The sequence below is a fragment of the Microbacterium sp. CGR1 genome, assembly GCF_001266755.1.
Classification (GTDB): Bacteria; Actinomycetota; Actinomycetes; order Actinomycetales; family Microbacteriaceae; genus Microbacterium.
The window spans coordinates 679,728-705,178 of the sequence record NZ_CP012299.1; the positions used below are offsets into that span (position 1 = coordinate 679,728).

Below are 25,451 nucleotides of genomic sequence, written 5' to 3' on the forward strand. Positions count from 1 at the left end.
AACATGGCCGGAGTGTCCTACCAGATTGCCGTCGGTGTGATGCTGCTCGCTGCGGCGCGGGATCCCGACTCGGGAATGCCTGTTGTCACAAAATTGCGCCCCGAGGGCTTCGAGGACATCGATTGTCAACTTGCCGATGGCACGTGGCTGCTCGTGCAGTGCAAGCAACGCTCTACGGGACGTTCCCCCATAGGTGTTGCCGAGCTCGCGGACATTCTTGTTCACGCGAGTGTCTCCTTGCTCTCTCGAGACTATGACGGCGACGTCAGCGGACTCGTGGTTGTGACGAGCGGCCGCTTCCCCGAAGACATCTCACCAACCGGTTGGCAAAGGTCGCTCGGGGATCGTTGGCCCACGCCGGCGCTTGCCCCATTGATCGAGGCGGTGCGCACCCGGCTCGGGGATGCGGCCACTCAGGAGCAGGCTGAGTCCATCGTGCGGCTTGCCCGGTTGGTTGTTGCGGACGCGCACGAGTTCCAGAGAAGTTCAGCCTCACTCGCAACGGAATGGCGACTTTCGCATCGCGTTGCAAATCTCGTCCGTGCCGAACTGTTCGCTGATCTCGCGGCACTGGGTGCTCGTCAACGCGGGGAGAACGTCGCGTCAGCCTTGACTAGGTCTCAACACGAGGTAGATGCGCTCGTTCAACGCGTCCAACTCGCCGCGGACACGGGCATTCTCGACGAGGCAATCGAGAGCGGCGTATGCGAGATCGCAAACTATCTCGATGAAGCGACGATCTCCGTTGGAGCTTTTTACGCGGGCGTGAGGGTGGGCCCATCGCATATCGCAGCGGGGCTCGACGTAGTGCGTGCGGAAGAGCAGGCGGTACTCGCGGACGCTGCGATGAGATCACGGAACGTGATCGTCGCTGCGCAGAGTGGAGCTGGAAAATCGACGCTGATGTGGCGCTGGGTTGCGTCGCTCACTGGCGGAGAGATTGCCGTCCGTCTTCTCCGGGTCGCTACTCATGAAGACGTGTCGATACTCGTTCGATTCGTGCGTCACCTGGATCCCGCCGAGCATCGCCCCGTCGTCGTCTGCGTCGACGATCTCGGGCGCCCAAACACCGCGGAGTGGGCTATGGCCCGAGATCAGCTACTCGAGCTACCGCACGTGCGTCTCGTAGCCACTTGTCGCAATGACGAGTTCACTCCTGGACTCGCTGTTGGTGCAACAGTCGTCAACGCGGAACTGACTGTCTCTTCCGCGGAGATGCTCTATGAGCGGATGCGCCAGTCCGGTCTCGAACTCGCAGTAGAGAGTGAGGAGGCGTTGCAACTTGCATCCGGGTTGCTAATGGAGTTCATCGCGATCGCCACAACCGGGCGCCGCCTGCGCGAAGTACTGGCCGAGCAACTGCAACGACTCGAGGACGCCGGCCAAACCCTAGCGATCGAGACGCTTCGAGTTGTAGTGTCACTGCACCAATTGGGGCGGAAGACGAGACCTGATGAACTATCCGCCACGGTCGATTCGGTACCGACCGACATCGGTCGAGCCCTTCGAGTCCTTCGCGACGAGCATTTGGTGCTGATCGACGATGGTGATGCCTGGACCGCGATTCACGACTTGCGTGCTGAGACTTTGGAAGATCTGCTGCACGAGTCACCTCCTCCGACCCGTGCCGATTCATACGTATCCTGTATCGCCGCGGCGCCCCTGAGCGACCGTCCCTCGCTGTACAGGAGGGCATTGTCGCGGTTGCTTCGCGAGGCGACATCGCGGGCGACGACGGCACCAGCTGGACAGCGCCTCGATCGTACGCAGAGACTGCTCTCGCCGATTCGAAACGCACTCGTACGCGACGTTCGTTTGGCGAAGGCAGACGGAAGCGCGACAGTGCTCAGGGGCCTGTTCGAGAGCGCGCAGCGCTGCGATGTGGTGGCATACGTGTCCGCAACACGCGATGATGTCTGCAGTCATGCGCAGGCGGCGGTGGACCGCGAGTCGTTCTACCTGATGGCTTTCGCCAAACGTTTCTCGGGCATCTCGCTCGACCTCCTCGGTCTTGAAAGTCTCGACACTGCGTCGAATGCTTTGCCCGACTGGAGTGATTCCTCCGCCATAGCAGTCCTCCGCGAGATGCCGTGGGCGGAGATAGCAGACATCCTGAAAACCAACTCGCTCGAAGACGCGGCAGACTTCTGCGAAACTCTTGAAGGGTATGAGGTCGATGCATCGCCATCTTCGATTGCGGAAGTGCTGCAAAGTCATGCCGTCGCGTCTGACGACATAGAAGGAATTGAGAATCGTAGCCGGCTAATCGCGTCCTTGTTCCGCCTGGGGAACCTCACGCCAGAGGAAGCATCTACCGCGCTAGGACCGGTTGTCGAGCGAGCGATTGCAGCTGTGGCAGCTGATGACTTCGCTTTGAGCTGCACGGTTCGTCGCCGGCCTATCGCGGAGTTGCCCACGACAATGAGCGCGATGGTCAGGGTCGAGACCGTCTCGCCTGAAGAGTTTCTCGAGGTGGACAGTTCGACATTCTTCAGACGAGACTCGGATCCAGTACTGCACCGTAGCTCCCTCGAATCCGCCACGCACGAGAAGAACCCTTCTAACGCGCAGGTGATGCAGCTGGTCCGCCGTCTCTTCAACGCTTGCCCGGAAGCCGACGTTGTGACCGCCCGTGTGATCGACGCCGCGGGTGCAGGGTTCCACTCTGACGATTCGATCCAACCGGACGGCTACAAACGGATCCGAGCAGGAGTTGTGCCCCGCCACGCTGACACCCAGCGCAACGTGGCCGTGGGTTCCGTGGTGGCCGAGCTCGCGCAAGGCGAGCGTTGGTCGAGACGACTCCGAGCTCAGCGGGAAGTCGTCGTGGAGCTGACTGAGTTGTTGGGAGACCTTCCTAGCCGCTTGAGCGTAAGAGACAACGCATCACGACGGCGTCTTTGGCTCCAGCGCGTTGCAAGCGCACTGCGATCGATCTCCTCGCTCCCTGGCGTCCCACCGACTTCGGCCTCGAGCGTCGAACAACCTCAGGCGACACGATCGATTGAACTCGACGGCGATCTTCGGGAGCGGTCGAAGGACAGAGCGAAGGCGGGCCTAGAGACTGTGGCTTCGGCGATGCTCCAGGGGGTCGGCGCGGAGCGCACAACCTCGCGGCCAGGTTATCGGTATGCCGGTTCTGCAATGCGTCTATTCGCTGCCGCAAGTGAGTTGGTGGACGCTCGCGCACAGTACCCGATGCCGTTGTTCGCCGGTATCGGGGAGGTGCTGCCCGACGAACTCATCAATCGCTGCCGCACCGCCGCCCGTGCACTGTCCGCGGCGGACCTGCCCGAGTTTCCGGGCGGGTCGTTAGCTTTCTCGGAAGTCGATTCTTGGGTGAATGCGGAAGCTGATCGGCGCGCTGATCAGGAGCTGACGGGCATTCTCGATGTCTTCGGTGCGAGCGGGATCGTCGCACGAGGGGCCACGTTCGCTGATGAGGATCCGACCGTGCCGCGAGAGACGAGGGCGATCGTCGTGGCGGTCCGGGAGGAGGACGTAGGTGTGGTCGGTGAGATACTAAGCGGCTCTCACCCGGCATTCGCTGGCACATGCCGGCTCTTTTTCCTTAGCCTGAGCGAGGAGGTCGTCATCGGCGGCTGGTACATGTCGCACCAGCGCGACCGGACGTTCCCGTTGGGGCCCGAAACCGTCCATCGGTTCGCCGAGAATGTCGGTGCTGCTTTGCCGGATGGGCGTTGGACGCGTTACGCCACCGAAGCGCTGACCGTCTTGACTGGTGTCTTCGGAGACCGCGTACGAATGGCGCGCCGTCCGGCACACTGGCCGGCACCTCGTCACATCGAGCGGGTTTTCCCTGATCTTCCGGTGGAAGGCCCCGCATCATGGGGGGTCGCGCGACAGATTCTTCTGCAGATGGAATCTCACATTCACGAACCCGATGCCGATCTGAGCCAGTTCGTCGGTCTCGTGGAATCAGGAAACCCTTTCGCTCAGGTCGATCCTGACGATCAGTGGACCTTCGCGCCGGTTAAGGTGATTCAACTCGCGGCTCAAGCGGGTGTCGAATCGGCGCCGCAACACCGGTTGGAAAGGACGGCCTCTGAGAGCGAGTGACGAGACAGCGGCCCAGTCGCGACGGTGACCAAGATGTCGACCCGGATGACTTTCTGGAGAGTGTCCGCGCACTAGACGACGCACACTCGCAGATCGCGCGCGAAACTGCAGATCTGTATACATCAGCGGGTTGACGGCCACTGCATTGCGGCGCCGCCCCATGGGGGCGGCGCCGTCTCACGAACACTCCTCACCGGTATGTGTTGTGCGATGGCGGGATGAATCCGTCAGCCGCGGCGGCCGAGTGGGACTTCGTGGCGGCGCTGAGCGATCGCCGGAAACGATCGTTTGCGGCTCTTCGTCCTGGCATCCGGAGAAGGATGCCTTTACTGCTCCCCGAAAGCTGGGTCTGCCAGACCTTTTCGGTTGCTGGAACTCTCGAGGCTAATGAGGGATGTCAGTCAAGCTGTCGTAAAGGTGGATCGCTGTCGGAGTACCCGTCCCCACCGGTGCAGGCTGGTGTTTCCACATGTCCGTAACGAGTGTGTTGAGCACAGGTGCTTCGATCGTGTCGATGACGACCGTTGAATGCAGAGCAGTCTTCATGACGAGTGTCTGAGCAATCTGAGACACTTCGCTGTCCTCGGCCAATCGGTGACCGAAAACGATCATGGCATCTGAAGCGAGCGGCATCGCCACATAAGACCGAGCCGTCCTCCCATCAGGGTGCAGGGTGATCGCGTGGATCCCGGCGTCACCTAAGAGCATCGGCCCCACGTAGAAGACCTGTTGGAACCGAGGAAGAAGTTGCGCCGCGATGCCAAGCATCCGGAGACGCAAGGCCTTCAAAGACTCTCTATCCATCGATGTGGCCAAGTGATACAGCGAGTCAGACACCGCGCTGCCGCCCCAGTTCGCCGGGTTCGGCACCATCATGATGTTGCCGCCTGGCAACCCCCTCGGTTCAGTCGCAGACCCCCTTAACGCGGGGTAGCGGTCATGCACGAGAGTCGCGTACTTCCTCACCGCGTTCCAGTCGCGGTCCGTGGGGCTCGCGCTTCGATTAAGTAGCCGTTCTAGAGCCTTGCTGAAGTCGTTCTCAATGCGTCCGTAGGCAGCTTCGATCGAAGGGTCGTTGAGGCCACGCTCAGCGGCGACCGCCTTACCGACATCGAGAAGCTGCGGTTCGTTTCTACCGCGCTTCAACACCGACACCCGATTGTTGGTCGCCCATCGACGCATATGCGTCCGAGCGATGTAGTGGTCCGCGGATGCTCTAACCGTCGTGGAACGCGGAACCGGTTCTTGACGAGCACCATCCGGGAATATCGCACCGCCCATCGACACCGTCTCAGTCCCCAACGGTGTCGGTAAAGGCCCTGAGGCGCTGGTCCTCGAAACCATCCCAGCCGTTGAAGGCGGAAGCTTCTTTCCTTGCAGTGTCGTCCATGTGCCTGTATACGGCCGCGAGTTGGGCGTCGGTGCCGTCGAAGAGCGCGGCGCGCGCGACAGAGTCGTTGAGAATGGTCAGGAACGCGGGCTCGGCCCTTGCCGAGTAGTAGAGGGCAAAGTTCGTGTACGCGCCGAGCTTGTCATTTCCGTCTTTTCCGGCGTTAGCGATACCGCGGTAGACATCGAACTCGACCAACAGATTCGTGAGGTCTGAAGGTTGGCCGGCGCCGATCAGGTCGAAAAGATGGGCGGCTGTCGGCTTGGCTGCCTCGATCACACCGCTCCGGACACCTTCTGCGTCAGTCAGCAGCTCGGCTCGAGCGACCATGACTTCGGCCTTTCGCAACAGTGACTTCCAGTAGCCACCGTACGTACTGATGGGAGCGAGGCGGACCAAAACCGCCAAGTCATCCCACTGCTTCTCCCGCACCAGGACAGCGCCGAGGGCATAGAGGTGCATCAGTACTTCCTTGTGGCCGAGCGGGAACCGGCGCGGGTGGGTGGCCATTTCTTCGTCGACCGCCTCGTAGATAGCTTGGTAACCATGGATCGCTCGGGAGAAGACTGTGCCTGCTGAGTAGCGCGCGGTGAGCGCAGCGATGATATTGAGTCGGTCGAGCTGATCACCGAGTTCAGACGCAGCAGCCCTAGCGTCCTTCCCCGAGGCCGAATCGACCACGGTGACGGCGTCGCCGATCGTCTTTCGAAGAAGTAGGTCGAGCCCGACTTCGTCGGCGCGGCGGATTAGCTCGGTGACCGCCGCGCCGAAAGACTCAGCGGGCATCTCTACATTCACGTTCACGAAGCCACCCGGCTCGAAGGCTGGGGTAGCGACGCGGATCGTCTCGAAGATGTCTCGTCGCCATTCCTCTTTGCGTACCGCGATGATGCGCTCGATGATGCCGCGTGCGTCGTGCTGATTCCAGCGAACGCTGGAGGTACCACGACGCACGAACACATCGCAGGCGCGCCAGATGGTCTTGTTCGCGTACTCGCCATCCTTCGGCATGATCCGCATGCCGTCGCGATTCGGGCCTACACCGATCAAGAAAAAGTCGTTGGACTCGATGCGGTGGAGGGCTGCGCTGAAGTCGATGGGCTCGCCGAGCACGGCCGCGACTTTGGATCGGATCTTCTGCTCATCGAAGTCGCGGACAGCTCGTGGTGCAAACAAGCCACTCGGCGCCCCGTGATCGTCAGCGCCCACGACAATGTAGCCACCGTCGGGTAGGGATTCCATCGCAGCAATGTCTTTACAAAGTTCGATGAGGTCTGACTTTTGACTAGGGTCCCACTCCGCTTTGAAGTCGAGATCGTCTGATTCTGCGCCGCGCGCGAGCAGCCCACGCACACGATCCAGGTCAACGCTCATCGCCATGGGGGAAGAGTACCGCTGCATGGGCAGAGGGTTGCTCTGCAACCGCCGATTCGAGTCAAGCGGCTCGCGATGGCTCACCTGCGTCTGTCTCGGACGTAGCCGCCTGCCCGAGCTTGACCTCGCCGTAAACGATCGTTTACGGCGAGGTGACTCGTGCAGCGCTGTACAGGGATCCAGAAACGTGCGCCGTAAGCGGGTTTCGGCAGGCATATTCGGTGGAGGCGCATCGAGCTCTGACGCTCCGCTCCAGTCAGCTCAACGGATGAGAAGCGCGGTCTGGATCTTCTCGGAGACGGCCTCGCGCAGCGGGCGCACTGCGTCGGCGTCCCAGGACTCCGGGTTCGGGAATGACCACTCCAGAACCTCTCCGCGGGGCGTGGACGGCAGCGTGAGTCCCGGTTTCATCAGGACCACGATGTCGGCAGTGTCCAGGTCGTCGACGGTGACGGCGCGGGGCACCCGGTCGGTGATGTCCATTCCGAGCTCTGCAATGGTGGCGGCTACGGCCGGGTTCACTTCATCGGCAGGGGAAAGGCCGGCCGAGGTCGCGGCGAAGCGGTCGCCGGCTAGGTGCTCCAGGAGGGCTGCACCGAGCTGCGAGCGGCCGGCGTTGTGCTGGCAGATGAAAAGGACGGTCGGAGTGGTGTCAGTCACGGGTTCTCTTTCAGGGTGAGTCAGCTGGCGGCGAGCCGGGGCGCGAGTTCCGCGATCCGGCGCTCCAGCTCGTCAAAGGTGGTGTCGAAGGCGTCGTCGGTGCCGATCCGCACGGGGTCGGGGATCGACCAGTGCAGGTGTCCGGCAACGCCAATTTCTTCGTGGGCGCTGTCGCATACGGTGACCACGAAATCTGAATCGTTCAGGATGGAAGTCAAGGCTTGGGGTGATTCATCTCGCAGAGCGAGCGAGTGGCGATCTGCTGCGGCCACAGCGCCCGGATCTATCCGTTCGGCCGGGTGCGTTCCTCCGGATGACGCCGGGATGCTGCTGTGGGTCGACCACAACGCCGCCGCGAGCTGCGACCGCGCGGAGTTCGCGGTGCACACGAATACGACACGGCTCGCGCGTTCCGCCCGTCCAGGAGTGAGTCCGTGAAGAGCGTCGTCGGTCAGATGGACGTAGCTGCGGCGCTTGTCCGCCTCTGAGCGGGAGCGTGACACCATCCCCACGGACTCCAGCACATTCAAGTGATGCGTGATGAGATTCGACGGGAGGCCTAGGGCCACCCCGATTTCGGTCGGGGAGAGGTCGCCGAGTGTGAGGCGATCGACGATTCGCAGGCGCGATGGGTCGCTCAGCGCAGCATGCTTTGCCGCGCGCGCCTCTACCTGATCAATTCGTTCAATATTCATTGTCTCAATCTTGACTGAACTACCCCGTTCAGGTCAAGATGAGCCGACATGAAAACTTCTCACCCCTCCCTCACCGAAGCAGAGCGGCCACACGTGCTGCGCCGCGCTGCCGCCGAGTTCCTCGGAACCGGACTGCTCGTCACCATCGTGGTGGGCTCCGGTATCGCCGCGCAGCGGTTGTCCCCGGACGATGTCGGCCTCCAGCTGCTGGAGAACAGCCTGACCACCGCCCTCGGTCTGACGGTCCTGATCCTGATGCTCGGTCCGGTGTCCGGTGCGCACTTCAACCCCGTGGTGACGGTCGCGGATTGGCTGCTTGGCCGCAGCGCCGGCACCGGTCTTCCGCTGCGCGACGTCGCTCCCTATGTGCTCGCGCAGATCTTCGGCGGCATCGCCGGCACCCTCCTCGCCGGGGTCATGTTCGACAGCGGCCCCGCGTTCTCGTCCAATGACCGGGTCACAGGCGGGCACCTGGTCGGGGAAGTGGTCGCCACTGCCGGCCTCGTGCTGCTGATCTTCGCGCTCGCCCGCACCGGAAAGGGCTCGGCCACCGCGGCCGCGGTCGGGGCGTACATCGGCGCGGCCTACTGGTTCACCAGCTCCACGTCGTTCGCGAATCCCGCCGTCACGATCGCCCGCATGTTTACCGACACGTTCGCCGGTATCGCGCCGTCGTCTGTCGCGCCGTTCATCGCTGCACAGCTTGCCGGAGCTGCCATCGGCCTCGCGCTGCTGCTCGCCCTCTATCCAACCGCCGCCCGCACCGCGGGCGACGTGGTGGTTCCTCAGAAACTCGAAACCCAGCCCTGAAAGGCGCCTTCATGCATCTTGTAGCGATCGGCGGAAGCGACGCCGGAATCTCCACCGCCCTCCGCGCCCGCGAACTCGACCCATCCGTCGACGTCACTGTCGTGGTCGCCGACTCGTACCCGAACTTCTCGATCTGCGGCATCCCGTACTACTTCTCCCGCGAAGTGCAGCCCTGGCAGTCGCTCGCCCACCGCACCCACGCGGATCTCGAAGCCACCGGTATGAACCTCCGGCTTGACACCCTCGCCACCGGCATCGATGTCGACAGCCGCCGGCTCACCGTCCGCAATGCTGACGGCACGGAATCGACGATCGCGTACGACGAGCTCATGGTCGGCACGGGGGCATCGCCGTCGACGGCCGGCATCGCAGGGCTTGACCAGCTCGGCCCCGACGACGGCGTGCACCTGCTGCACTCGATGGGCGACACCTTCGCGCTCGAGAAGTACCTCGACGAGCATCAGCCCGAGACGGCGATCATCGTCGGAGCGGGCTACGTCGGCCTCGAGATGGCCGAAGCGCTCACCGTCAGGGGACTTAAGGTCACCCAGCTGCAGCGCGGCCCCGAAGTCCTCTCCACACTCGACCCCGAACTCGGCTCCCTCGTCCACGACGAACTCACCCGCCACGGCGTCGACGTCCTCACCGGCACGCGCGTCGAAGCCGTCACTCGTGAAGCCGGACGAATTGCCGTGCTCGGAACCCGCGAAGGTGAAGCGTTCTCCCGCACCGCTGACGTGGTGCTCGTCGTCGTGGGCGTGCGACCCAACACCAGCCTTCTCACCGCAGCCGGCGCAACCACGGGCGCGGGCGGCGCTGTCGTCGTCGACGAACGGATGCGCACCGGCCTGCCGCACGTCTGGGCGGCCGGCGACGGAGTGGTCACCCACCACCGCCTGCTGGGCGTCACATACCTTCCTCTCGGCACCACGGCGCACAAGCAGGGACGCGTCGCGGGGGAGAACGCGATCGGTGGGGATACACGATTCGCCGGGAGTCTCGGCACGCAGGTCGTGAAGGTGTTCGACGTCGTCGCAGCTCGCACGGGTCTCCGCGATCATGAGGCTGCTGCAGCTGGCTTCGCACCGTACAGCCATACGGCGGTCGCGGACGATCACAAGCGGTACTACCCAGGTGCGACGCCTATCAGCATCCGCATCACGGGTGACACCCGTGACGGCCGCCTCCTCGGCGCGCAGCTCGTCGGTACCCGCGGCGCGGAGATCGCCAAGCGCGTCGACACATACGCGACCTCTCTGCATCACGGCATGACGGTCGCGGCGATGAGTGACCTCGATCTCTCCTACACGCCTCCACTCGGCTCCCCGTGGGATGCCATGCAGGTCGCAACCCAGGCGTGGGAGCGTGAGACGCGCCTGTCGGTATCGGCGGTGTGAGAGCCCGCCGATAATAGGGTTTCCGGCGGGAGGTGAATTGGGAAAAGAGCTCTCTTCCGCCTTCCCGCCCGGGTCCCCATGGGATGCCGTGCTCACGCCGACGTATGGTCCGGGCGTAAGCGTAGGGCCACCCACCATGCGCAGCGCCGACAGATGAACACTCCGTCGTCGCGAAGGGCATGCAGCTTCCTACGGGGAAGCGATCGCCCGCAGCATGCGCATACCTGATCGGAGTCAGTTGCCATGAGTGAGGATGGCGTTTCGGATCTGATCGATCGTTGGGAGACCGGCCAGACCTTCCGGGGTCGCATAGACTCGGCAGGCTAGGTCGGCGCTGGGGTCCGCACCCGGGAAGAGGTCTTTCCCGTTCAGGGTGATCGTGGGGGACCCCGCGAAGGGGACTTCCGCTGCGTCCTCTTCGGTGCGGATGAGTCGATAGCGCAGTTCTGTTGCTTCGTAGCCCGCTTCTCGGAGGGCCGCGGTGACACGGTGCCCGGCTTCGATCCAGCTGGGGCATTCAGCGATGTGTAACAGTTCGATCTTCATGGTTCTTAGGATCCTCTCTTCTTGCGTGGATGCTGGGTATAGAGCGGCCCCGGTCGACGGCTGCAGGCCTTATGGCAGTGTCTGCAACTCGTCGCGGTGCCGCGCATGCTAACAGGGGGCTATACGCTGCTTACTTTTCATCCGGAGGCGTTCGTTCTTGGGATCGCTGTCGTTCTGCGCGCAGTTGCTGTTCAATTCGTGCGTGTGCGCTTCGTTCGTTGCGGTCTGCTCGGATGATGGATCGTAGGACGAACCAGAATGCGGCGACGACGCCGATGGTTGGGATGATGGACCAGAGGGCATTGGCCCAGTAACTATCGAGAATCATGGTCGCTTCCCGGGGACTCACGCAACACCAGTGCGAGTCCACCGATAGTGAGGATGAAGGCCGTTTCGTAGCTTCCGAGCGTGTATATCCAGAGTGACTGTTCGTCGGGCGGGGTTGCGTCGATGAGGAGGTGAGCTGCGATCAGTGCGACGGCGGCGAGGATGAGGAAGACGCCAACGCGTACGAGGCGATCGTGAAGCCGGTGTCGGGAGGGCTGGGTGGTGCGCGGCGCTGAGGGGGTGGGAATGTGTGACTGGGAGCGGTGTCGAGCTCGGTGCGGGTGGCGGATCATCTGAATAAGGCTCCGATGAGATAGAAGCTCGCGATGGCGAGCATCACGGCGAGGGCTGTGGCGCAGGCGATGAAGACAGACATACGTCGGAATGGGTTGCGGCGCTGGATCATGGCGGCCGTTCTGGTGTGTGTCGTCTATCGGGCGGGAGCGAGGACTGTGGTGTCGTCGGGCGTGATCTGGACGATGCCGCGGTCGTCGATCACGATGAAATGGTCATCATTGATCGCGGTGAAGGCCTGAGCGGCTCCTTGAAGAGAATCGAGGCGCTGCCATGTTCCTTCGTTTTTCTGCGACCAGAGGGCGCCGTCAGTTCCGACTCCTGCGAGCGAGCCATCGGGTCGCGCGTCCAGCATGTAGAGCAGGGGGGCGGCGGCGACGGGGGTGAAGGTGGCACCGTTATCGGTGCTGAGCAGCAATCCTTCCTCCGCGGCCGCGTAAAGACCATCGCCGGTAGCTGCGAGGTCTGCCGCGGCAAGTGTTGCGCCGCGGCTCCATTCGCGACCGTTGTCGGTGCTGATGAGCAGGTCGACCCCGTCGGAAGCAATCCCGTAAAGAGCGCCGTCAGGCCCTGCGGTGAGGACATGGAAGTCCGTGGTGCCATTGAGAGCGATCGGTGACCAGGTTTCCCCGAAGTCGTCACTGCGAATGACGCCGAGGTGGGGTGAGCCGAGCTCTGAAGGTGTCTGCGTGCCGGGGTGCCCGGATGCGAAGAGAGAATCGTCGAGGACGGTGAAGCCCATCGCGTCGAAGTCGTGGCCTCCGATGGGGCCGGTGATCGCACCCTCGGGCGTGAGGGTGAAGATTCCCCCGTGGGTAGCCACGAAGAGGTTCTCACCGCGCGGGTCAACGGCAACACCGTGAATGTGTTCGATGACGGGTGGCACCGCGTTGGTGCCGGAGGCCTGCGGCGCGGCGCAGCCGGTGAGGGCGACGGCTACGAGAGCGATCGCGAGAGCGGGTAGGGGCGAGTGGCGGTTCATGAGGCTCCGACGTGAAGAAGTGCATGCGGGTGCGCGCGGTACGCGAATGAGAGTCGCGACATGGCGCCAGCGCGGTGGCGTGGGTTACTGCGAGAAGGCCAGTTAGGGGGTGCGGGCGAGCGCCGCACCCCCGAAGGTGGATCAGAGTGCGTCGAGGAGATCTGTCATCGTGGCGATCTCCGTGGTCTGCGCCTCGATGATCGTCTCGGCCAGAGCGATCGCGTCGCTGTTCTGGCCGTTGTCGACCTCTTCTTGGGCCATCTCGACGGCACCCTCGTGGTGCTGGATCATCTGCTCGAGGAACAGGCGGCTGGCGTCCGCACCGGTGGCGTCCTCGAGAGCCTGCATGTCCTCTTCGGACATCATGCCGCCGCCGTGATCCATTCCCTCCATGTCGGAAGTGTCAGCGCCCCACTCTTCGAGCCACTGGTCCATCTTCTGGATCTCGGGCTCCTGCGCGGCCTTGATCTCTTCCGCAAGGGCGACGACACGTTCGTCGACGCCCTCCTTGCTGAGAAGCATGTCGGACATGTCGATGGCCTGGGCGTGGTGCTCCTTCATCATGCTGGCGAACATGATGTCGGCGTCATTGGCATCCGCGGAGGCCGGGGCGGAGCTGCTGCTTTCGTGGTTCATACCGGGCATGTCGCCGCCGCCGGAGGTGTTACCGGCGCAGCCGGTGAGTCCAAGCAACGCGGCGAGGGTGAGTGCGGCGGTCGCCGCAAAACGGGTCTTCATGATGGGTTCTCCAAAAGTCGATGAGGGTGCCCAGCGAGAGAGGCTGGGCGAGGGGCGTTACCCGCCGAGGGCGGGCACGCCTGCCATCACGTGCGACTGATGCAGAGAACGGTGAGAGACGGAGGCCGCAGTGGATGCAGCGCATCCCGGAGGTGTAGGCGGGACACGGGCGTTCCCGAGGAGTGTGTGACGGCTCGCCACCAGGCGGACGGCCGGGCGAGCAGCACGATGGCAATGAGGAGCGCGAGAACGCAGGCCATCCACGCCATGCCGTGATCGTCAGAACACGTGGCGCACCCCGCCTCGTCCATCGCTGCGGCGTCGCCTGAGGTGTGTGCCGGTTGAGCGTCGGCATGCGCGGGTGCGACGGCGATGGTCTCACTGTGCCCGGAGGGCATGGTGTGCGTGTTCATCGAGTGCATCGCCAGAAGCCCGAAGATCACGGAAAAGGCGACGGCGACGACGGTCAGGAGGGTACGGGTGAGGGTGCGCCGGTCATGCACGCGCCGTGCGATCGTCATCAACACTGTCCCACCTCCACTTGTTCCAGGGTACGTCGCCGCCGCCCATGCGCCTACTTGTCGACGACGGCGCCCGGGCTGAGTTTCAGCCGTCGCAGCAACTGCGCATTCAGCGCGACAACGATCGTGGACAGTGACATCAACACCGCACCGACCGACATCGGCAACACGAACCCGACGGGGGCGAGCACACCGGCAGCCAACGGCACTGAGAGAAGGTTGTACCCGGCGGCCCACCAGAGGTTCTGTTTCATCTTCCGGTAGCTGGCACGCGATAGCTCGATCACGGAGATCACCGATCGGGGGTCGTCGCTGGCGAGGATGACACCCGCGGAGGCGATCGCGACGTCCGTTCCGGCACCGATCGCAATCCCCACGTCCGCCTGGGCGAGGGCCGGGGCGTCGTTCACGCCGTCGCCGACCATCGCGACCTTGCGGCCTTCGTTTTGCAGTTCTTTCACCTTGGAGGCTTTGTCCTCCGGACGGACCCCGGCGAAGTATCGGTCGATACCCAGCTCGCCGGCGACGGACGCGGCGACCGCGTCAGCGTCACCGGTGATCATCACCACCTGCACGCCGCGCTCGTGAAGCGCATCGACCGCGTGACGCGACTCGGAGCGGATCTCATCCGCGAGGCGCAGCGCGCCCGTCACCTGACCGTCGATGAGCACGTGGAGGATGATCGCACCCTCAGCCCGCCACTCGTCGGCCACCGGCAGCTCGGCGACGTGTTCTTGCTCGAGCATGTACGGGCCACCGACCTGCACGACGTGTCCGGCGACACGGGCACGCACCCCCACAGCGGGGGAGGATTCAAAATCGGTCGAGCGCGGAACGGTGAGATTCTTCTCCTTTGCCGCGTTGATGATCGCACGGGCGAGGGGATGTTCGGAGTCCGCTTCCGCGGCCGCCGCCCACGCCAGCAGCTGATCGGCGTCGGTCCCTGCGACGGGATCGATCGCGGTTACGGCGGGGGTGCCCTTGGTGAGCGTGCCGGTCTTGTCGAACAGGATCGTGTCGACGGTGCGCATGCTTTCCAGTGCGAGACGATCCTTGATCAGAACGCCCCCACGCGCGGCGCGTTCCGTCGCTATCGACACGACAAGTGGGATCGCGAGACCCAGCGCGTGCGGGCAGGCGATCACCAGCACCGTGATGGTGCGAATCACCGCGGCGTCGGGCTGGCCGACGAGAGTCCACACGATCGCGGTGATCGCGGCAGCGCCGAGCGCGAACCAGAACAGCCAACCCGCCGCCTTATCCGCGAGTCGTTGCGCCCGCGACGACGAACCCTGCGCCTCCGTGACCAGTCTCTGGATACCCGCGAGAGCGGTGTCCTCGCCGATCGCGGTGATCTCCACCCGCACCCCGGAATCGGTGGCTACGGTGCCAGCGATCACCGGGTCACCATCGCTGCGGCGCACCGGGCGGGACTCTCCGGTGATCATCGACTCGTCCATGCTGGCCGAGCCCTGCACGATCCGCCCGTCCGCAGGGACCCGCCCGCCCGGACGCACCACCACCACGTCTCCGACCTGCAGATCAGCCGGTGCGACGGTGACGGTGGTGTCTCCGTCGACCTTCTCCGCCTCGTCGGGCAGCAATGCGGCGAGGGAGTCCAATGCCGAGGTCGTCTGGGCAAGGGAGCGCATCTCGATCCAGTGACCGAGCAGCATGATCACGATCAGCAGAGCCAGCTCCCACCAGAAGTCCAGCTCGTGGTGCAGCAGCCCGATGCTCGCCCCCCACGAGGCGAGGAACGCCACGGTGATCGCGAGGGCGATCAGCAGCATCATCCCCGGTTTGCGGGCACGGAGTTCGCTCACGGCGCCGGTGAGGAACGGGGCCCCGCCCCACACGTACATGACTGTCCCAAGAACCGGCGACACCCACGCGACCCACGCCACGTCCGGCAGCGAGTACCCCAGGATCATCGAGAACATCATCGAGAACCCGACCACCGGCAGGGCGAGGAGCAGCATGATCCAGAACAGGCGCCGGAACTGTTCCACATGATCACCGTGGCCACCATGCCCGCCGTGGCCACCATGCCCGCCGTGGCCGCCGTGGTCGGCGTGCCCGGTGTCTTCGTGCGGTGCAGCGTGATCGTGGCTCATCGCCCCATGGTGGTGCTCCGTCGTGGCCGCCGCCGTGTGATTGCGGTGCGCGGTGTGTTCGGTGTGTTCGTCGTGCTGGCTCATCGGGGACTCCTTGTTCGGATGCGCCCGGGTAAGCCGGACGCCGTCAAATGCGACTCAGACGCCGCTGGTCGCGAGAGCGTAGCCGGCCTCTTCCACCGCATCCTTCACAGCGGCGGGGTCGACCGGGGCGGTGCTGCGGATGGTCACCCGGGAGGTGCCACCCGCGTTGAGATCCACGGTTACGGACTCGACACCGTCGACAGCGCCCAGCTCCTCACTGACGCTCGATGCGCAATGCGAGCATGTCATCCCGTCGACGAGCACCTCCGATGTGACCGCAGAATCGTCGTGCACGGTTGTCTCTGTGTTCGATGGGGCAGCGCAGCATGCGCAGCCAGCGTTCGCATCCGTCAGTCCCAGCTCGATGCGATCAGTCATGGTGTTCTCCTCTACTAATCAGACGTGTGGTCATGAACGAACCAGGCGGGCGATGGCTTCGTTGGCCTCACGAACCTTCTCCGCTGCGAAGTCGCCCCCCTCGGCACTTGCCTGAGCGACGCAGTGACTCAGATGATCGCTCAGCAAAGACAACGCCACCGTCTCCAGGGCCTTCGTCGCCGCAGAGACCTGCGTAAGGATGTCGATGCAGTACTTGTCCTCATCGACCATCCGGGAGATCCCCCGCACCTGGCCTTCGACGCGATTCAACCGCTTGCGCAGGTCGTCTTTGCTTCCGTCGTACCCGTTCATGCCCCGAGTATACCCCCAGGGGGTATCAACTCAATGGTTTCGATTCTGTTCTCGCTAGGCGAACGTGGTCGCCGACTCTGTTCAGCTCACAGGCTGACCTGCGCAGCGCGGCGGCTTATCAATTCCGGGTTACCAGACCCCAGCGGGGTATTCAAGGGCCTCAGTGCGCGGGCGATGCGAGCGTACTTTCGTGGCTCACGAAAGGAGTTCTCTCATGACCGTCACCGAAGAAATGCTCCGCACGCACCCGAAAGATCTGGGCGGAATTGATCAGAGGAAGCTCGTCGACTGCATCGACGCGTGTCTCGCGTGCGCGCAAGCATGCACCGCATGTGCCGACGCTTGCCTCAGCGAGGACATGGTTGTTGACCTGATCAAGTGCATTCGCACGAACCAGGACTGTGCAGACCTCTGCGTAACCACCGCCCGGATCCTCTCCCGGCACACCGGGCACGACGCCAGCGTCACCCGTGCCGCGCTCGAAGCTTGCCGAACGGCGTGCATGAGCTGTGCCAACGAGTGCGAACAGCACACCATGCACGAACACTGCACGATCTGCGCTGAGGCATGCCGACGCTGCGAACAGGCGTGCGTCGCACTACTGGAGTCGCTATGACACGGCAGCGCGCCGACAACGGTGCACGCCCGCCCTCCGGCGACTCCCAGGAGAAGAATCAGGGTGGGATGTCGAGCTACGTGAAGCTCGCCATCTCACTATCACTCAGCTTCGTCGTGATGTACTTCCTCACGTTCGCGATGATCAACGTCCTGGACGATCTCTTCCTCAACGTCAGCAACCTCTACATGGCGCTGATGATGGTCTTCCCCATGGGTATCATCATGGTCATCGTCATGTGGAAGATGTTCCCGAACAAGGCCGCGAACATCAGCTTGCTCGTCGGTTTCGCCGCGCTTTTCCTTGTCGCCTTCTTCATGGGACGCTCGGAAGCGTTCGTCGGTAACGACCAGTTCCTCCGTTCCATGATCCCGCATCACTCTCGAGCGATTCTGGTGTGTGAGCAATCAGACATCAGCGACCCGGAGATCCAAGATCTCTGTGAGCAGATCATCTCGTCACAGCAGGAAGAGATCGACCAGATGAACGAGATTCTCGACCGTCTCGACGATTAGTCGGGCGTCGGCACCACCCTTGCGACGAGTGGACGGACGGGCTACCGCTCTCACGAGGAGCGGACCGGACCACCGCCGTTGACAGGGTCCGGGGCGATCAGGCAACCCTACGCCTCAGCCTTACGCGAGAGCTGCCGAAAACGATCATTTGCGGCGGGGTGACCGCCTGCCTTGTTCGACGGCACGACACGCCGAGGATCGACCCGCCGTAACCCCCTGCCGAAGCCTCGACGTACCGAGACTCGTGGTGGATGGTTTCGGCCGGTCGAAAGTTGAGGTCATCGTGACCCGAGGAGAGACGCTACCTCGCTTCGAGATGGCGGAGAGCTGGTGATCCCCGTCGCTCGGAAGGCAGTCGCGAAAACCGCCAGTCTTGCCGACCGCGTCGAATCCTGGTCCTACGGGTCGACCGTCACCGCGGTGCTTGTCTTCGTCGGGATCGCTGTCGCCAGCGATCCAGATCGCCTCTGGGGGAGGAATGCCTGGGTCTTTTTCGCAGCTGCAGCCGCGGCGCTCGTCTTGATCATCTCCGCGATAGCTGGCCCGTTGATCAGGCTTGCCATAGTCCGACTTCATCAACGTCAGCGTCAGTGACGTCGCGCGATGTCGCGGCCGCCAAAGCGCGGCGGTGTCACAGCGTCGTTGGATCCTGACCCGCGTCGGGAGTCACACATACCGCTAACACCGAACGCAACAACTGCGCTTCGAAGGCGTCGGAGCCGGACGCTGCGGTCGACACGATCGTGCACATTCTGGAGCTCGTACCGAAACTGAAGGCGTCTTTTTCGCGATCCTCTTCGCACCATTCGTCGGAGTGGAAGCGGTGCTCGGCGTCTTCGTACGACCAGTCGAGGGAGTCCCACAGCTCGGGGTTTTCCTCACGGTGCCATCGCGGGAGCGACGAGCGCTTGTTGATCGTCGCGTAGGTCTCGCGAGAGATGCGGAGCCCGAGCTGGAAAGGGCTACGCACCGCTGCGCCGAAGTGCGTGGCTCTCACGGTGCCGAGGGCGCGCGGTCGGCCCTTGCGCGGTATCGCCACAGGGCACGCCCCAGACCTTCCGTGTGAGCCGCGTCTGCCGTCCGTGCCAGACGAGCGAGTGTCCGGAGTCGACGAGCGCATGCAGGGAAGCATTCGCGTCCGCGCCGATCCCGACGTCGAAGATGCGCGCGGGGTCGAACTCAAGGCGCGCGCCCTCGGGGATGAGACCGGCGTTGTCGAGTGCCCGCGGGTCGGCGTCTTGCACGAGGTAGCCGGACTTAGTGAGATCGTGCCCCAGCTCCTGAGCCGACTTTGCCGCTGGAGCCCATACGAGTGTCTCGCGCGGGGAGACGGTGATCTCGAGTTCCGATGTTTGTCGCTTTCGCTGTGATTCCTTGTGTACTCGATGAACTCTTGTGTACTTGGGGAACTCTTGTGACTTCGCCGAGCTCGGCGCACACCGGCGTGGGCTCCGGGGCTGCCAGCGAACCTACTGTGCTTGAACTAGAACCATGGCGGTTGGTCTGGTCCGGAATAGGATCGCAGCATGGCTCCATCCCGCCGTGCAGATCTTGTCCGCCATCTCACGAGTGTCCTCGGCCCGACGCTCGTATCGACGTTGGCCGGTTCGAAGGACACGCGTGCCGCGGTCGCCTGGAGCAGTGAGGAAGGTCCTCATCCGGATGCTGACGCTATAGGTCGACTTGAGTGCGCCGAAGCGGTGTGGCGGAAAGTATGCGACGCCGAAGGTCCCGACATAGCCCGACTGTGGTTCATCGGCGCAAATCCGTGGCTGGGGAACAGCACTGCCGTCACTGCGATTCGTGATGGGCGCTTCGACGAAGTTGCTGGCGCTGCCCAGGCGCTCGTCGACGGTTCCTTCAGCGGATAGCTAGTTGGCGCGTTCGGTGTCGACGAGCGCCTGAATCGCTGCATCCAATTCCGTTCGTGCCGTTTCCGGAGTGAGTTCTCCGGTGAGGATGCGTCGAGCGCGATCCAGGTCTTCCTCTGCCAACTCATGCCCTCCGAGCTCGTGTCCTTTTTGAATAGCGGCGAGGGACCTCCGCACTTCCTGGGGCGTTGCGGGCTCGTTGTTCATTGGACCTCGATGGTGTTCTTGCTTCGGTATCGGAACGTCGTCCCTCAGGGCGAATGTACGCTGCCCCGACGCCGGTGCGTCGTTCGATGGGCCTTGCTGCGCAGTCCCCTGGATCTTCGTCGGCCGGGTCCTGGCGTTTCCCCAAGTCCGAGATAGACGAAGAGTCATGGCTTGATGCTCGTCAGGTAAGCCGATCACGTTTCGCAGGAGTTTGCGATCCGCGATAATCGAACTCGGATCCCTCTTCAGGAGCAACCACTGCGCCTGGGTGACTTGAGCGCAGGGGGTTGATCCGTCATGAACGCGCGCACAGTTCCAGCTGACCAGGGTTCCGGGAGTGTCCTCCCTACCGGCGCGGCGCCCTCGAGCACGCCGCGGAATCTGTCGAACTGCCACACCGGGTAGCGCCGTTTCCGGTTCACGACGAGCAGCAGAGGGAGCCCTGTTGAGCACGTCGCCCCGCCCAGTATTTGCCGCCGCATGTACGAGTCGTCCGAACTCCTCGAGCAATGAATCCAGCTGCTCCTGCGTGACTGCGTCGTGATGATCAGGCGTCCCTTCTCGCTTCCGGTGACAGGAGAGCTCACGGTCCTGCGGTTTGCTCTTCAATCGCCACCTCCAACGCCTCGAGAAGCTCCACGATCTAATGTGGATCGCTCCCCACGCATCAGCCAATCCACAAGGATACTGGGCTGTATTCGGCTCGCATCGCCCGACACATCGTCGCTTTCGCTGGGTCGCGCGTTGAGCGCGCGAGACTGCTCGCGAAAGCGCGGACCAACTCGAAGACTGCGCGTTACTTGCTTGTCGTATCCGATGTATCCGCGGCGGCGCCACTCGATCACTACGTACCGACGGAAGTCGTTGCTTCGGCGACGCCGGTCTAACGTGTCCCAGTCGATCGGAAGGCGAGATGGAACCCCGCCTGTATCTGGAAGCAAGTGTTCGAAAAGCTCTCGAAAGGTTGGTCCCTGTGCGTGGCGACGACGGTACTGAGCGATGAAGATCGCTGCCGCCAACGCCCACTCGTCTGCAGGCTCGTCGCGAGTGAATTCTTCAAAGGCGTAGCTCCAAGTGGCAGGCGGGGGATAGTCGCCCGCTCGCCACCAAGCTGTCCAGGTATTGGTCGGCACGGTCACCATCACAATCGCGGTCGCACGCATCGGGCCTGCCCTGCGGTGCGACCGCGGTGTCCGAAGGGCGGGCAGCACACGTGCAGAGTGGAACGGATCCGGCGTAAGTCGATTGTTTCGTATGGCCACCGAAATTATGCCACACAGACTAGGCCACACGGGTGCGGCCTTGAAGCAACTCTTGAAGGGTGGTCGCGAGAGATGTGCAGGTCGAAGCCGAGTGGGCTGACTTCGCACTCCGTTTCGCGATTCACCTCCGGCAGCTCCGAACCAGTGCAGGCCTGAGCCAAGAGGACGTGGCTTATCGATCCGGAATCGCGCGATACACCTACCAGCGTTACGAGCGTGGCGAGTCCAGAGCAGGTGTCCCAGCAAACCCGCCGCTGAGATCCCTTCTTGCCATGGCTCAGGTACTCGGCGTCGATCTTGCGCAGATGACTCCGGATGGCGTTCCGGACCTTCGCAGCCGGTAACGGTTATCGGTCGCGGAGGTGGACGATGTTCCTTGCTGTGACCACATCGCTCCGCAGTGCTTCGTTCTCTGCTGCGAGCCGTTGTAGGTGTGCGATTGCTAGCTCAAGGTCGCGTCTGAGCGCGGCATACGCGTAGGCCCATACCGGTAAGCGCTTCTCGAAACGCTCGAGATGTGAGCAGGATGAAGCCGGGCGCAGACGACGAGTGGGGCGTCTTTGTCCGGCACCTTGCTGTCCAACTGCGACGGTTACGGGTTGAATCCGGTTTGGATCAGGAAGAAGTCGCCAGCCGTGCCAACCTCAGCCGCTTCATCTATGGGCAGTACGAGAAGGGTGAGTCGCGCAGAGGCACCCCGTCGAACCCCGCTCTGCGGTCGATCATCGCGATCTCGCAGGTTTTCGACGTGCCGCTGGAGCAACTCCTTCCGGTCACGTTCCCCGACCCTCGAAACCGATAGTCCTATCGAATCGGTGTGACCCGCGCCCGGACGGAACCCGATCGGAGCCGATCGCGCTCGTCGGTGACGATCAGGAGTGCGGCGGCGTACGCTTTGACCTGCGCTGCGAGGGCATCACGTTCCCGAACGAGTCGTCGATTGCGTACCTCTTCTTTCGCAACGCGCGCTCTAAGGCGCTCTACCTCGGGTTTTGTGCGATTGATTTCGCTGGCGCGAGCGAGAAAGGCCCGGGCGATTTCCGGATTGTCGTGGGTGAGGCGATGGCGCTTGACTCCTGCAACCTCCACCAGCCGCAGGCCGGTAAGCGGCCCCGCCACGCGACCTTCGAGGAGGTCGTCCGCAGCTCTTTGCAGTCGTGCTCGAATCTCATCGCGTTCGTTCGATGCGTTCGGACCGCCCGCGCTCGACGAGTCGCTGATGCTCATAAGCTTCGCTCTCCCTGGTGGGCTTCGATGATCTGCTGCTTCTCGTGTGTGAGCTGCAAGGCGCGGTTGTGCCGAATGGGTGGTGCCAGCGTGTCTTGCTCGATGTCGGAGATCGCGGCGCGTAAGTCGTCAATGTCGTCGTCAGTGCGGGCGATATTTTTGCAGGCGCTGCGGCAGTCGCCGAGCACGGGGCCGGCGGCAGACCGGGCGCACAGTGCCGTCTCCATATTGAAAACGCAGTGCACCCCATCGCCTTGGAAGACCTGCAGGGAGGGGTCTGCGAGCATCGTTTCTGCCTGGCGTCTGGTGGGCATGGTGCGACCGACGTACTTCGCGACGGCGCGCGCGGTTCGTCCGCGTAGTTCTGTGGCCGCGGGTCCGCTAACATGCCCGCCGGCCTTGAAGTAGCGGTCTAGATCGGCAGCATCGTCCACGCGCTCAAGCCAGCGCTCGAGCGCGAGCTCCGAGGGAAACCCCGATGCGTAGTTGCCTGCATAGCCCTGCGTGATCTGTGTCGCAACATGGCCATACTGAACTGCCGCTGCGACAAGCCCTCCGGGGCGCCGGACGATGTGCCACGCGAGCGTTCGCCGAAATCTGCTGCCCGTTAACGGGCCGGCGGGATCGCGCGGAATGTTGTCCGGTCGGTGGGCATCTCTGCAGTAACGGTTGACCCACTCGATGAAACGCGCGATGTCCGTCGTCATCCGCGCCGACGTTTTCGCGGTCCCAGCACGCAAGTTGCCTGAGGGAGTCGATCCTCGGCGAGTGGGCGGTCGCAGCGTTTTCGGGAAGAGAAGTTCACCGTCGTGCAGCAACTCCAGGACTCGCACAGCGCGGGCTCCCACTGGATGAATGACCCACGGTGCCGGTCTAACCTCACCATGGTCCATCCTCGCTCCGTCAGAGCCTGTGGCAGACTTCCACCGGACGCCGCGCAAAATCCAGAGTCCGCCATCGGAATCGAACTCGAGGCAATCCCGGCGGATACTCAGAACCTCGCCCGGGCGCATGCCCGTGAGGTATGAGATGGCGACAAAGCAGGCCGTGGTGAGGTGGGCCGATAGCGGTACGGCATCAGCCCATCGGATCGAGGGACCCATCCACGGTTTGCCGTCCAAGAGCCCCGTGGTAAGGGGGCGAAGGTACGATGCGTCGTCCACCGGCAGTTCACTCGCCGCTACAAGAGCCCGGTCTGGGCCCGAGTGCCCAGAGCCGAAATAGCCGGTCAATCGACCCAAGTGCGCCCAATTGACGTCGGACCGATCGGTGTGGCCCGGGAGCCCCTTCTCTTGCGAACGAAGATCCTCAAGGACGCCACTGAGTTTCGTGCGTCTCATGCCTGGCAGCTTCGATGGGTCCGGCCCGGGAACGCGGTGCCGATACTCATTGATAAGAAGCTCCTTATAATCGCGGTATCCCGCGATGATGTCGTCGGCGAAGTCCTCGACGAAGCGAAGCGCCCACGACATCAAGGGCGCCAACGTCGCATCATCGATGCGTGGCGTGAGGTTGGTGGACGAAGTAGGCCCTAGACGGAGCAAGTCTCGGGGGTGATAGTCCTCCCACGGCGATCCCGGCGGTAGGCGAACCTTGAGAGGTACCAGGTCTCGGTACCTCCATAGCCGACGCGTCTCGGTGATGATCCCACGCATCGCGGTATCAGGCAGTCGACGTCCAGCCATCTCTACCAATAGCTCATCTAGGTTGCGAGGCGTTAAGTCCTGGAGGCCAGTCAGTTCGCGAGTATCCATCCAGTGGAGGATTCGTTTGAGCGGTGCTTGCATGAGCGGTATCGAAGTCAGGGTTCGCCGTCCCGTGGTGGGGCCATTTTGAATGGGGCGCGCCGTCTCCTCGTTGATCAAGATCCAGAAGTAGGTCTTCATCGGGGTGCGCCATTCGGGCGAGTATGACGCAAAGTTCAGCTGCTGCTTGATGCTGTGATCAGCAAAATTGCTTACGCTGAAATCCCAGACGTCATCACGAAAGCGGGGAAGGGAGCTATCGGGCACATCGGGTCTGGTTGGCCGTCTATGAAACACTGGTGCGTCGGGCGAGATCACATCGATAGCCCGAGACTGATGCATGGTCATCGCAGATCCAACTTCCCGTCTAAGAGCAACTCAACAAGATGCTCTTGTTTTGTGGTTGCAAGTGCCGCGTATCTAGCGACATCGACCTGCTGTCGCTGCAGCAGATCTGTTAGCTGTTCGTCTGGAATACGGAACCGGGCTTCCCATTCCGCCTCCGACGCGACGCTGCGACGGTCGCGTAGCCTTTGACTGAGCAGCGCCTGTACCGGGAAATGCCTTGGTTCTGATCGGGCGTTCGGGCAGCCAAGGCACAGCATGAACGATGCAGTACACGGGCTCCCAGAAGGGCTGTCCGGGCCGTGATGGTTGTCGACGCACGCCGTCGCAACAGTGTCGAGTTGCCCCTGGACGAGCAAGCGCAACTGTTCCTCGCCGATGCCCAGTCGGGCGGCGGCTGGCGCTGGGTCGACGGCGATCGACGCTAGTTCGGATGAGCTGAGGGTTACTACCGCACTCTTTGCTTTCAGGCGGCGTACCTCTTTCTCAAGAGTTTCGGAGACGAGAACGCGACTCTCGCGAACGCTGCTGGGTTCCGTCCTCTGGTAGTGATCTGCGAGCGTGGCTGCGGTGTGGCCGACGGGCTTTTGATGTCGCATCAGATAGAAGCGCCGTAAGCGGCGTGCGTCGACTCGCGGCAATTCCGTCCCATCAGGGGCATGCAGAGTCAGTTGTTCGAAGATGCCTTGCGGGAGCGGACGAAACGGTGCCGGTGAATTCGGTCCCTTGGGGCTGAAGGCCACAAGGAGAAGATCACTGCCAGCGAAACGCCGCGTGCGACGACAGAGCTCAGTTGCGATCGTGTGGAGCCCGAAGTCTGATTCGAGGTCGAGCTTCCGCGGGAAGATTGGATCGGAGCCAACGAACGCAAGATCCATCTCCGATCTTTCTGGCCCGCGGCGAGGCTTCGACGCGCGAGCGAGGGTCACAGGAGTCTCGTCGCGTTGGTTATCGGCTC

At 63.1% G+C, this 25,451-nt stretch carries 24 protein-coding genes; 8 read left to right on the forward strand and 16 right to left on the reverse strand.

Annotation, left to right across the window (positions count from 1 at the left end):
• Window positions 1-12 precede the first annotated feature (12 nt).
• Window positions 13-4,080 (forward strand): hypothetical protein, encoded by a 4,068-nt coding sequence (locus AKG07_RS03185; RefSeq protein WP_150115058.1) that lies wholly within the window; start codon window positions 13-15, stop codon window positions 4,078-4,080.
• 384 nt (window positions 4,081-4,464) lie between these two features.
• On the opposite strand, the gene AKG07_RS03190 is transcribed toward AKG07_RS03185, so the two are convergent.
• The 4 genes from AKG07_RS03190 to AKG07_RS03205 all read right to left on the reverse strand — a co-directional run bounded on the left by AKG07_RS03190 (window position 4,465) and on the right by AKG07_RS03205 (window position 8,199).
• Window positions 4,465-5,424, reverse strand: a complete 960-nt coding sequence (locus AKG07_RS03190; protein WP_150115059.1) for a DUF4238 domain-containing protein — start codon at window positions 5,422-5,424, stop codon at window positions 4,465-4,467.
• On the reverse strand, window positions 5,372-6,850 hold the full coding sequence (locus tag AKG07_RS03195; RefSeq protein ID WP_171821910.1) for an AlbA family DNA-binding domain-containing protein: 1,479 nt from the start codon (window positions 6,848-6,850) through the stop codon (window positions 5,372-5,374). The genes AKG07_RS03190 and AKG07_RS03195 overlap by 53 nt, the downstream gene beginning before the upstream one ends.
• Before the next feature lie 255 nt (window positions 6,851-7,105).
• Window positions 7,106-7,504 (reverse strand): arsenate-mycothiol transferase ArsC, encoded by a 399-nt coding sequence (locus AKG07_RS03200; RefSeq protein WP_053095965.1) that lies wholly within the window; start codon window positions 7,502-7,504, stop codon window positions 7,106-7,108.
• Window positions 7,505-7,524: 20 nt separating this feature from the next.
• Window positions 7,525-8,199, reverse strand: a complete 675-nt coding sequence (locus AKG07_RS03205) for an arsenate reductase/protein-tyrosine-phosphatase family protein (RefSeq protein WP_053095967.1) — start codon at window positions 8,197-8,199, stop codon at window positions 7,525-7,527.
• 48 nt (window positions 8,200-8,247) lie between these two features.
• Here AKG07_RS03205 and AKG07_RS03210 point away from each other — a divergent pair, with 48 nt between their 5' ends.
• The gene (locus AKG07_RS03210) at window positions 8,248-9,009 is read left to right on the forward strand and encodes an MIP/aquaporin family protein (RefSeq protein ID WP_053095969.1); all 762 of its coding nucleotides are present in this window, start codon (window positions 8,248-8,250) and stop codon (window positions 9,007-9,009) included.
• An 11-nt stretch (window positions 9,010-9,020) separates the two neighbouring features.
• Window positions 9,021-10,406, forward strand: a complete 1,386-nt coding sequence (locus AKG07_RS03215) for an FAD-dependent oxidoreductase (RefSeq protein ID WP_053095971.1) — start codon at window positions 9,021-9,023, stop codon at window positions 10,404-10,406.
• A gap of 234 nt (window positions 10,407-10,640) precedes the next feature.
• On the opposite strand, the gene AKG07_RS03220 is transcribed toward AKG07_RS03215, so the two are convergent.
• From AKG07_RS03220 to AKG07_RS03250, 7 genes are all read right to left on the reverse strand, one after another.
• Window positions 10,641-10,952, reverse strand: coding sequence for a hypothetical protein (locus AKG07_RS03220; RefSeq protein WP_053095972.1), 312 nt, complete (start codon window positions 10,950-10,952; stop codon window positions 10,641-10,643).
• 757 nt (window positions 10,953-11,709) lie between these two features.
• A complete protein-coding gene (locus AKG07_RS03225; protein ID WP_233277312.1) occupies window positions 11,710-12,459 on the reverse strand; it encodes a F510_1955 family glycosylhydrolase in 750 nt (249 codons plus the stop codon).
• A 237-nt stretch (window positions 12,460-12,696) separates the two neighbouring features.
• Window positions 12,697-13,293 carry a DUF305 domain-containing protein gene (locus AKG07_RS03230; RefSeq protein WP_053095976.1) on the reverse strand — a complete coding sequence of 199 codons (597 nt, stop codon included), beginning with the start codon at window positions 13,291-13,293 and terminating at the stop codon, window positions 12,697-12,699.
• Between the two features lie 86 nt (window positions 13,294-13,379).
• Window positions 13,380-13,814, reverse strand: a complete 435-nt coding sequence (locus tag AKG07_RS03235; RefSeq protein WP_150115060.1) for a DUF6153 family protein — start codon at window positions 13,812-13,814, stop codon at window positions 13,380-13,382.
• Between the two features lie 53 nt (window positions 13,815-13,867).
• Window positions 13,868-16,015 (reverse strand): heavy metal translocating P-type ATPase, encoded by a 2,148-nt coding sequence (locus AKG07_RS03240; RefSeq protein WP_171821911.1) that lies wholly within the window; start codon window positions 16,013-16,015, stop codon window positions 13,868-13,870.
• A 54-nt stretch (window positions 16,016-16,069) separates the two neighbouring features.
• Complete coding sequence (locus AKG07_RS03245) at window positions 16,070-16,393, reverse strand: heavy-metal-associated domain-containing protein (protein ID WP_053095980.1); 324 nt, start codon at window positions 16,391-16,393, stop codon at window positions 16,070-16,072.
• A 30-nt stretch (window positions 16,394-16,423) separates the two neighbouring features.
• Window positions 16,424-16,705 (reverse strand): metal-sensitive transcriptional regulator, encoded by a 282-nt coding sequence (locus tag AKG07_RS03250; protein WP_053095982.1) that lies wholly within the window; start codon window positions 16,703-16,705, stop codon window positions 16,424-16,426.
• 214 nt (window positions 16,706-16,919) lie between these two features.
• On the opposite strand from AKG07_RS03250, the gene AKG07_RS03255 reads away from it, so the two are divergent.
• The 3 genes from AKG07_RS03255 (at window position 16,920) to AKG07_RS18000 (ending at window position 18,430) form a co-directional block, all read left to right on the forward strand.
• The gene (locus AKG07_RS03255; RefSeq protein WP_053095984.1) at window positions 16,920-17,321 is read left to right on the forward strand and encodes a ferredoxin; all 402 of its coding nucleotides are present in this window, start codon (window positions 16,920-16,922) and stop codon (window positions 17,319-17,321) included.
• Entirely contained in the window at window positions 17,318-17,836 is a 519-nt protein-coding gene (locus AKG07_RS03260; protein WP_233277313.1) for a DUF305 domain-containing protein, read from the forward strand. The genes AKG07_RS03255 and AKG07_RS03260 overlap by 4 nt, the downstream gene beginning before the upstream one ends.
• Window positions 17,837-18,166: 330 nt before the next feature.
• Window positions 18,167-18,430: a hypothetical protein gene (locus tag AKG07_RS18000; protein ID WP_053095986.1), complete on the forward strand. Its 264-nt coding sequence runs from the start codon at window positions 18,167-18,169 to the stop codon at window positions 18,428-18,430.
• Window positions 18,431-18,467: 37 nt separating this feature from the next.
• On the opposite strand, the gene AKG07_RS03270 is transcribed toward AKG07_RS18000, so the two are convergent.
• Complete coding sequence (locus AKG07_RS03270; protein ID WP_233277314.1) at window positions 18,468-18,875, reverse strand: hypothetical protein; 408 nt, start codon at window positions 18,873-18,875, stop codon at window positions 18,468-18,470.
• Between the two features lie 832 nt (window positions 18,876-19,707).
• Entirely contained in the window at window positions 19,708-19,914 is a 207-nt protein-coding gene (locus AKG07_RS17610) for a hypothetical protein (protein ID WP_150115061.1), read from the reverse strand.
• 1,336 nt (window positions 19,915-21,250) lie between these two features.
• On the opposite strand from AKG07_RS17610, the gene AKG07_RS18005 reads away from it, so the two are divergent.
• The gene (locus AKG07_RS18005; RefSeq protein ID WP_445928302.1) at window positions 21,251-21,520 is read left to right on the forward strand and encodes a helix-turn-helix domain-containing protein; all 270 of its coding nucleotides are present in this window, start codon (window positions 21,251-21,253) and stop codon (window positions 21,518-21,520) included.
• Between the two features lie 182 nt (window positions 21,521-21,702).
• Complete coding sequence (locus tag AKG07_RS03280) at window positions 21,703-21,978, forward strand: helix-turn-helix domain-containing protein (RefSeq protein ID WP_150115175.1); 276 nt, start codon at window positions 21,703-21,705, stop codon at window positions 21,976-21,978.
• Window positions 21,979-21,980: 2 nt separating this feature from the next.
• On the opposite strand, the gene AKG07_RS17615 is transcribed toward AKG07_RS03280, so the two are convergent.
• The 3 genes from AKG07_RS17615 to AKG07_RS17620 all read right to left on the reverse strand — a co-directional run bounded on the left by AKG07_RS17615 (window position 21,981) and on the right by AKG07_RS17620 (window position 25,371).
• The gene (locus tag AKG07_RS17615) at window positions 21,981-22,403 is read right to left on the reverse strand and encodes a hypothetical protein (protein ID WP_150115062.1); all 423 of its coding nucleotides are present in this window, start codon (window positions 22,401-22,403) and stop codon (window positions 21,981-21,983) included.
• Entirely contained in the window at window positions 22,400-23,110 is a 711-nt protein-coding gene (locus tag AKG07_RS17795; RefSeq protein WP_171821913.1) for a hypothetical protein, read from the reverse strand. The genes AKG07_RS17615 and AKG07_RS17795 overlap by 4 nt, the downstream gene beginning before the upstream one ends.
• A gap of 1,382 nt (window positions 23,111-24,492) precedes the next feature.
• Window positions 24,493-25,371, reverse strand: a complete 879-nt coding sequence (locus tag AKG07_RS17620; RefSeq protein ID WP_150115064.1) for a hypothetical protein — start codon at window positions 25,369-25,371, stop codon at window positions 24,493-24,495.
• Window positions 25,372-25,451: the final 80 nt, after the last annotated feature.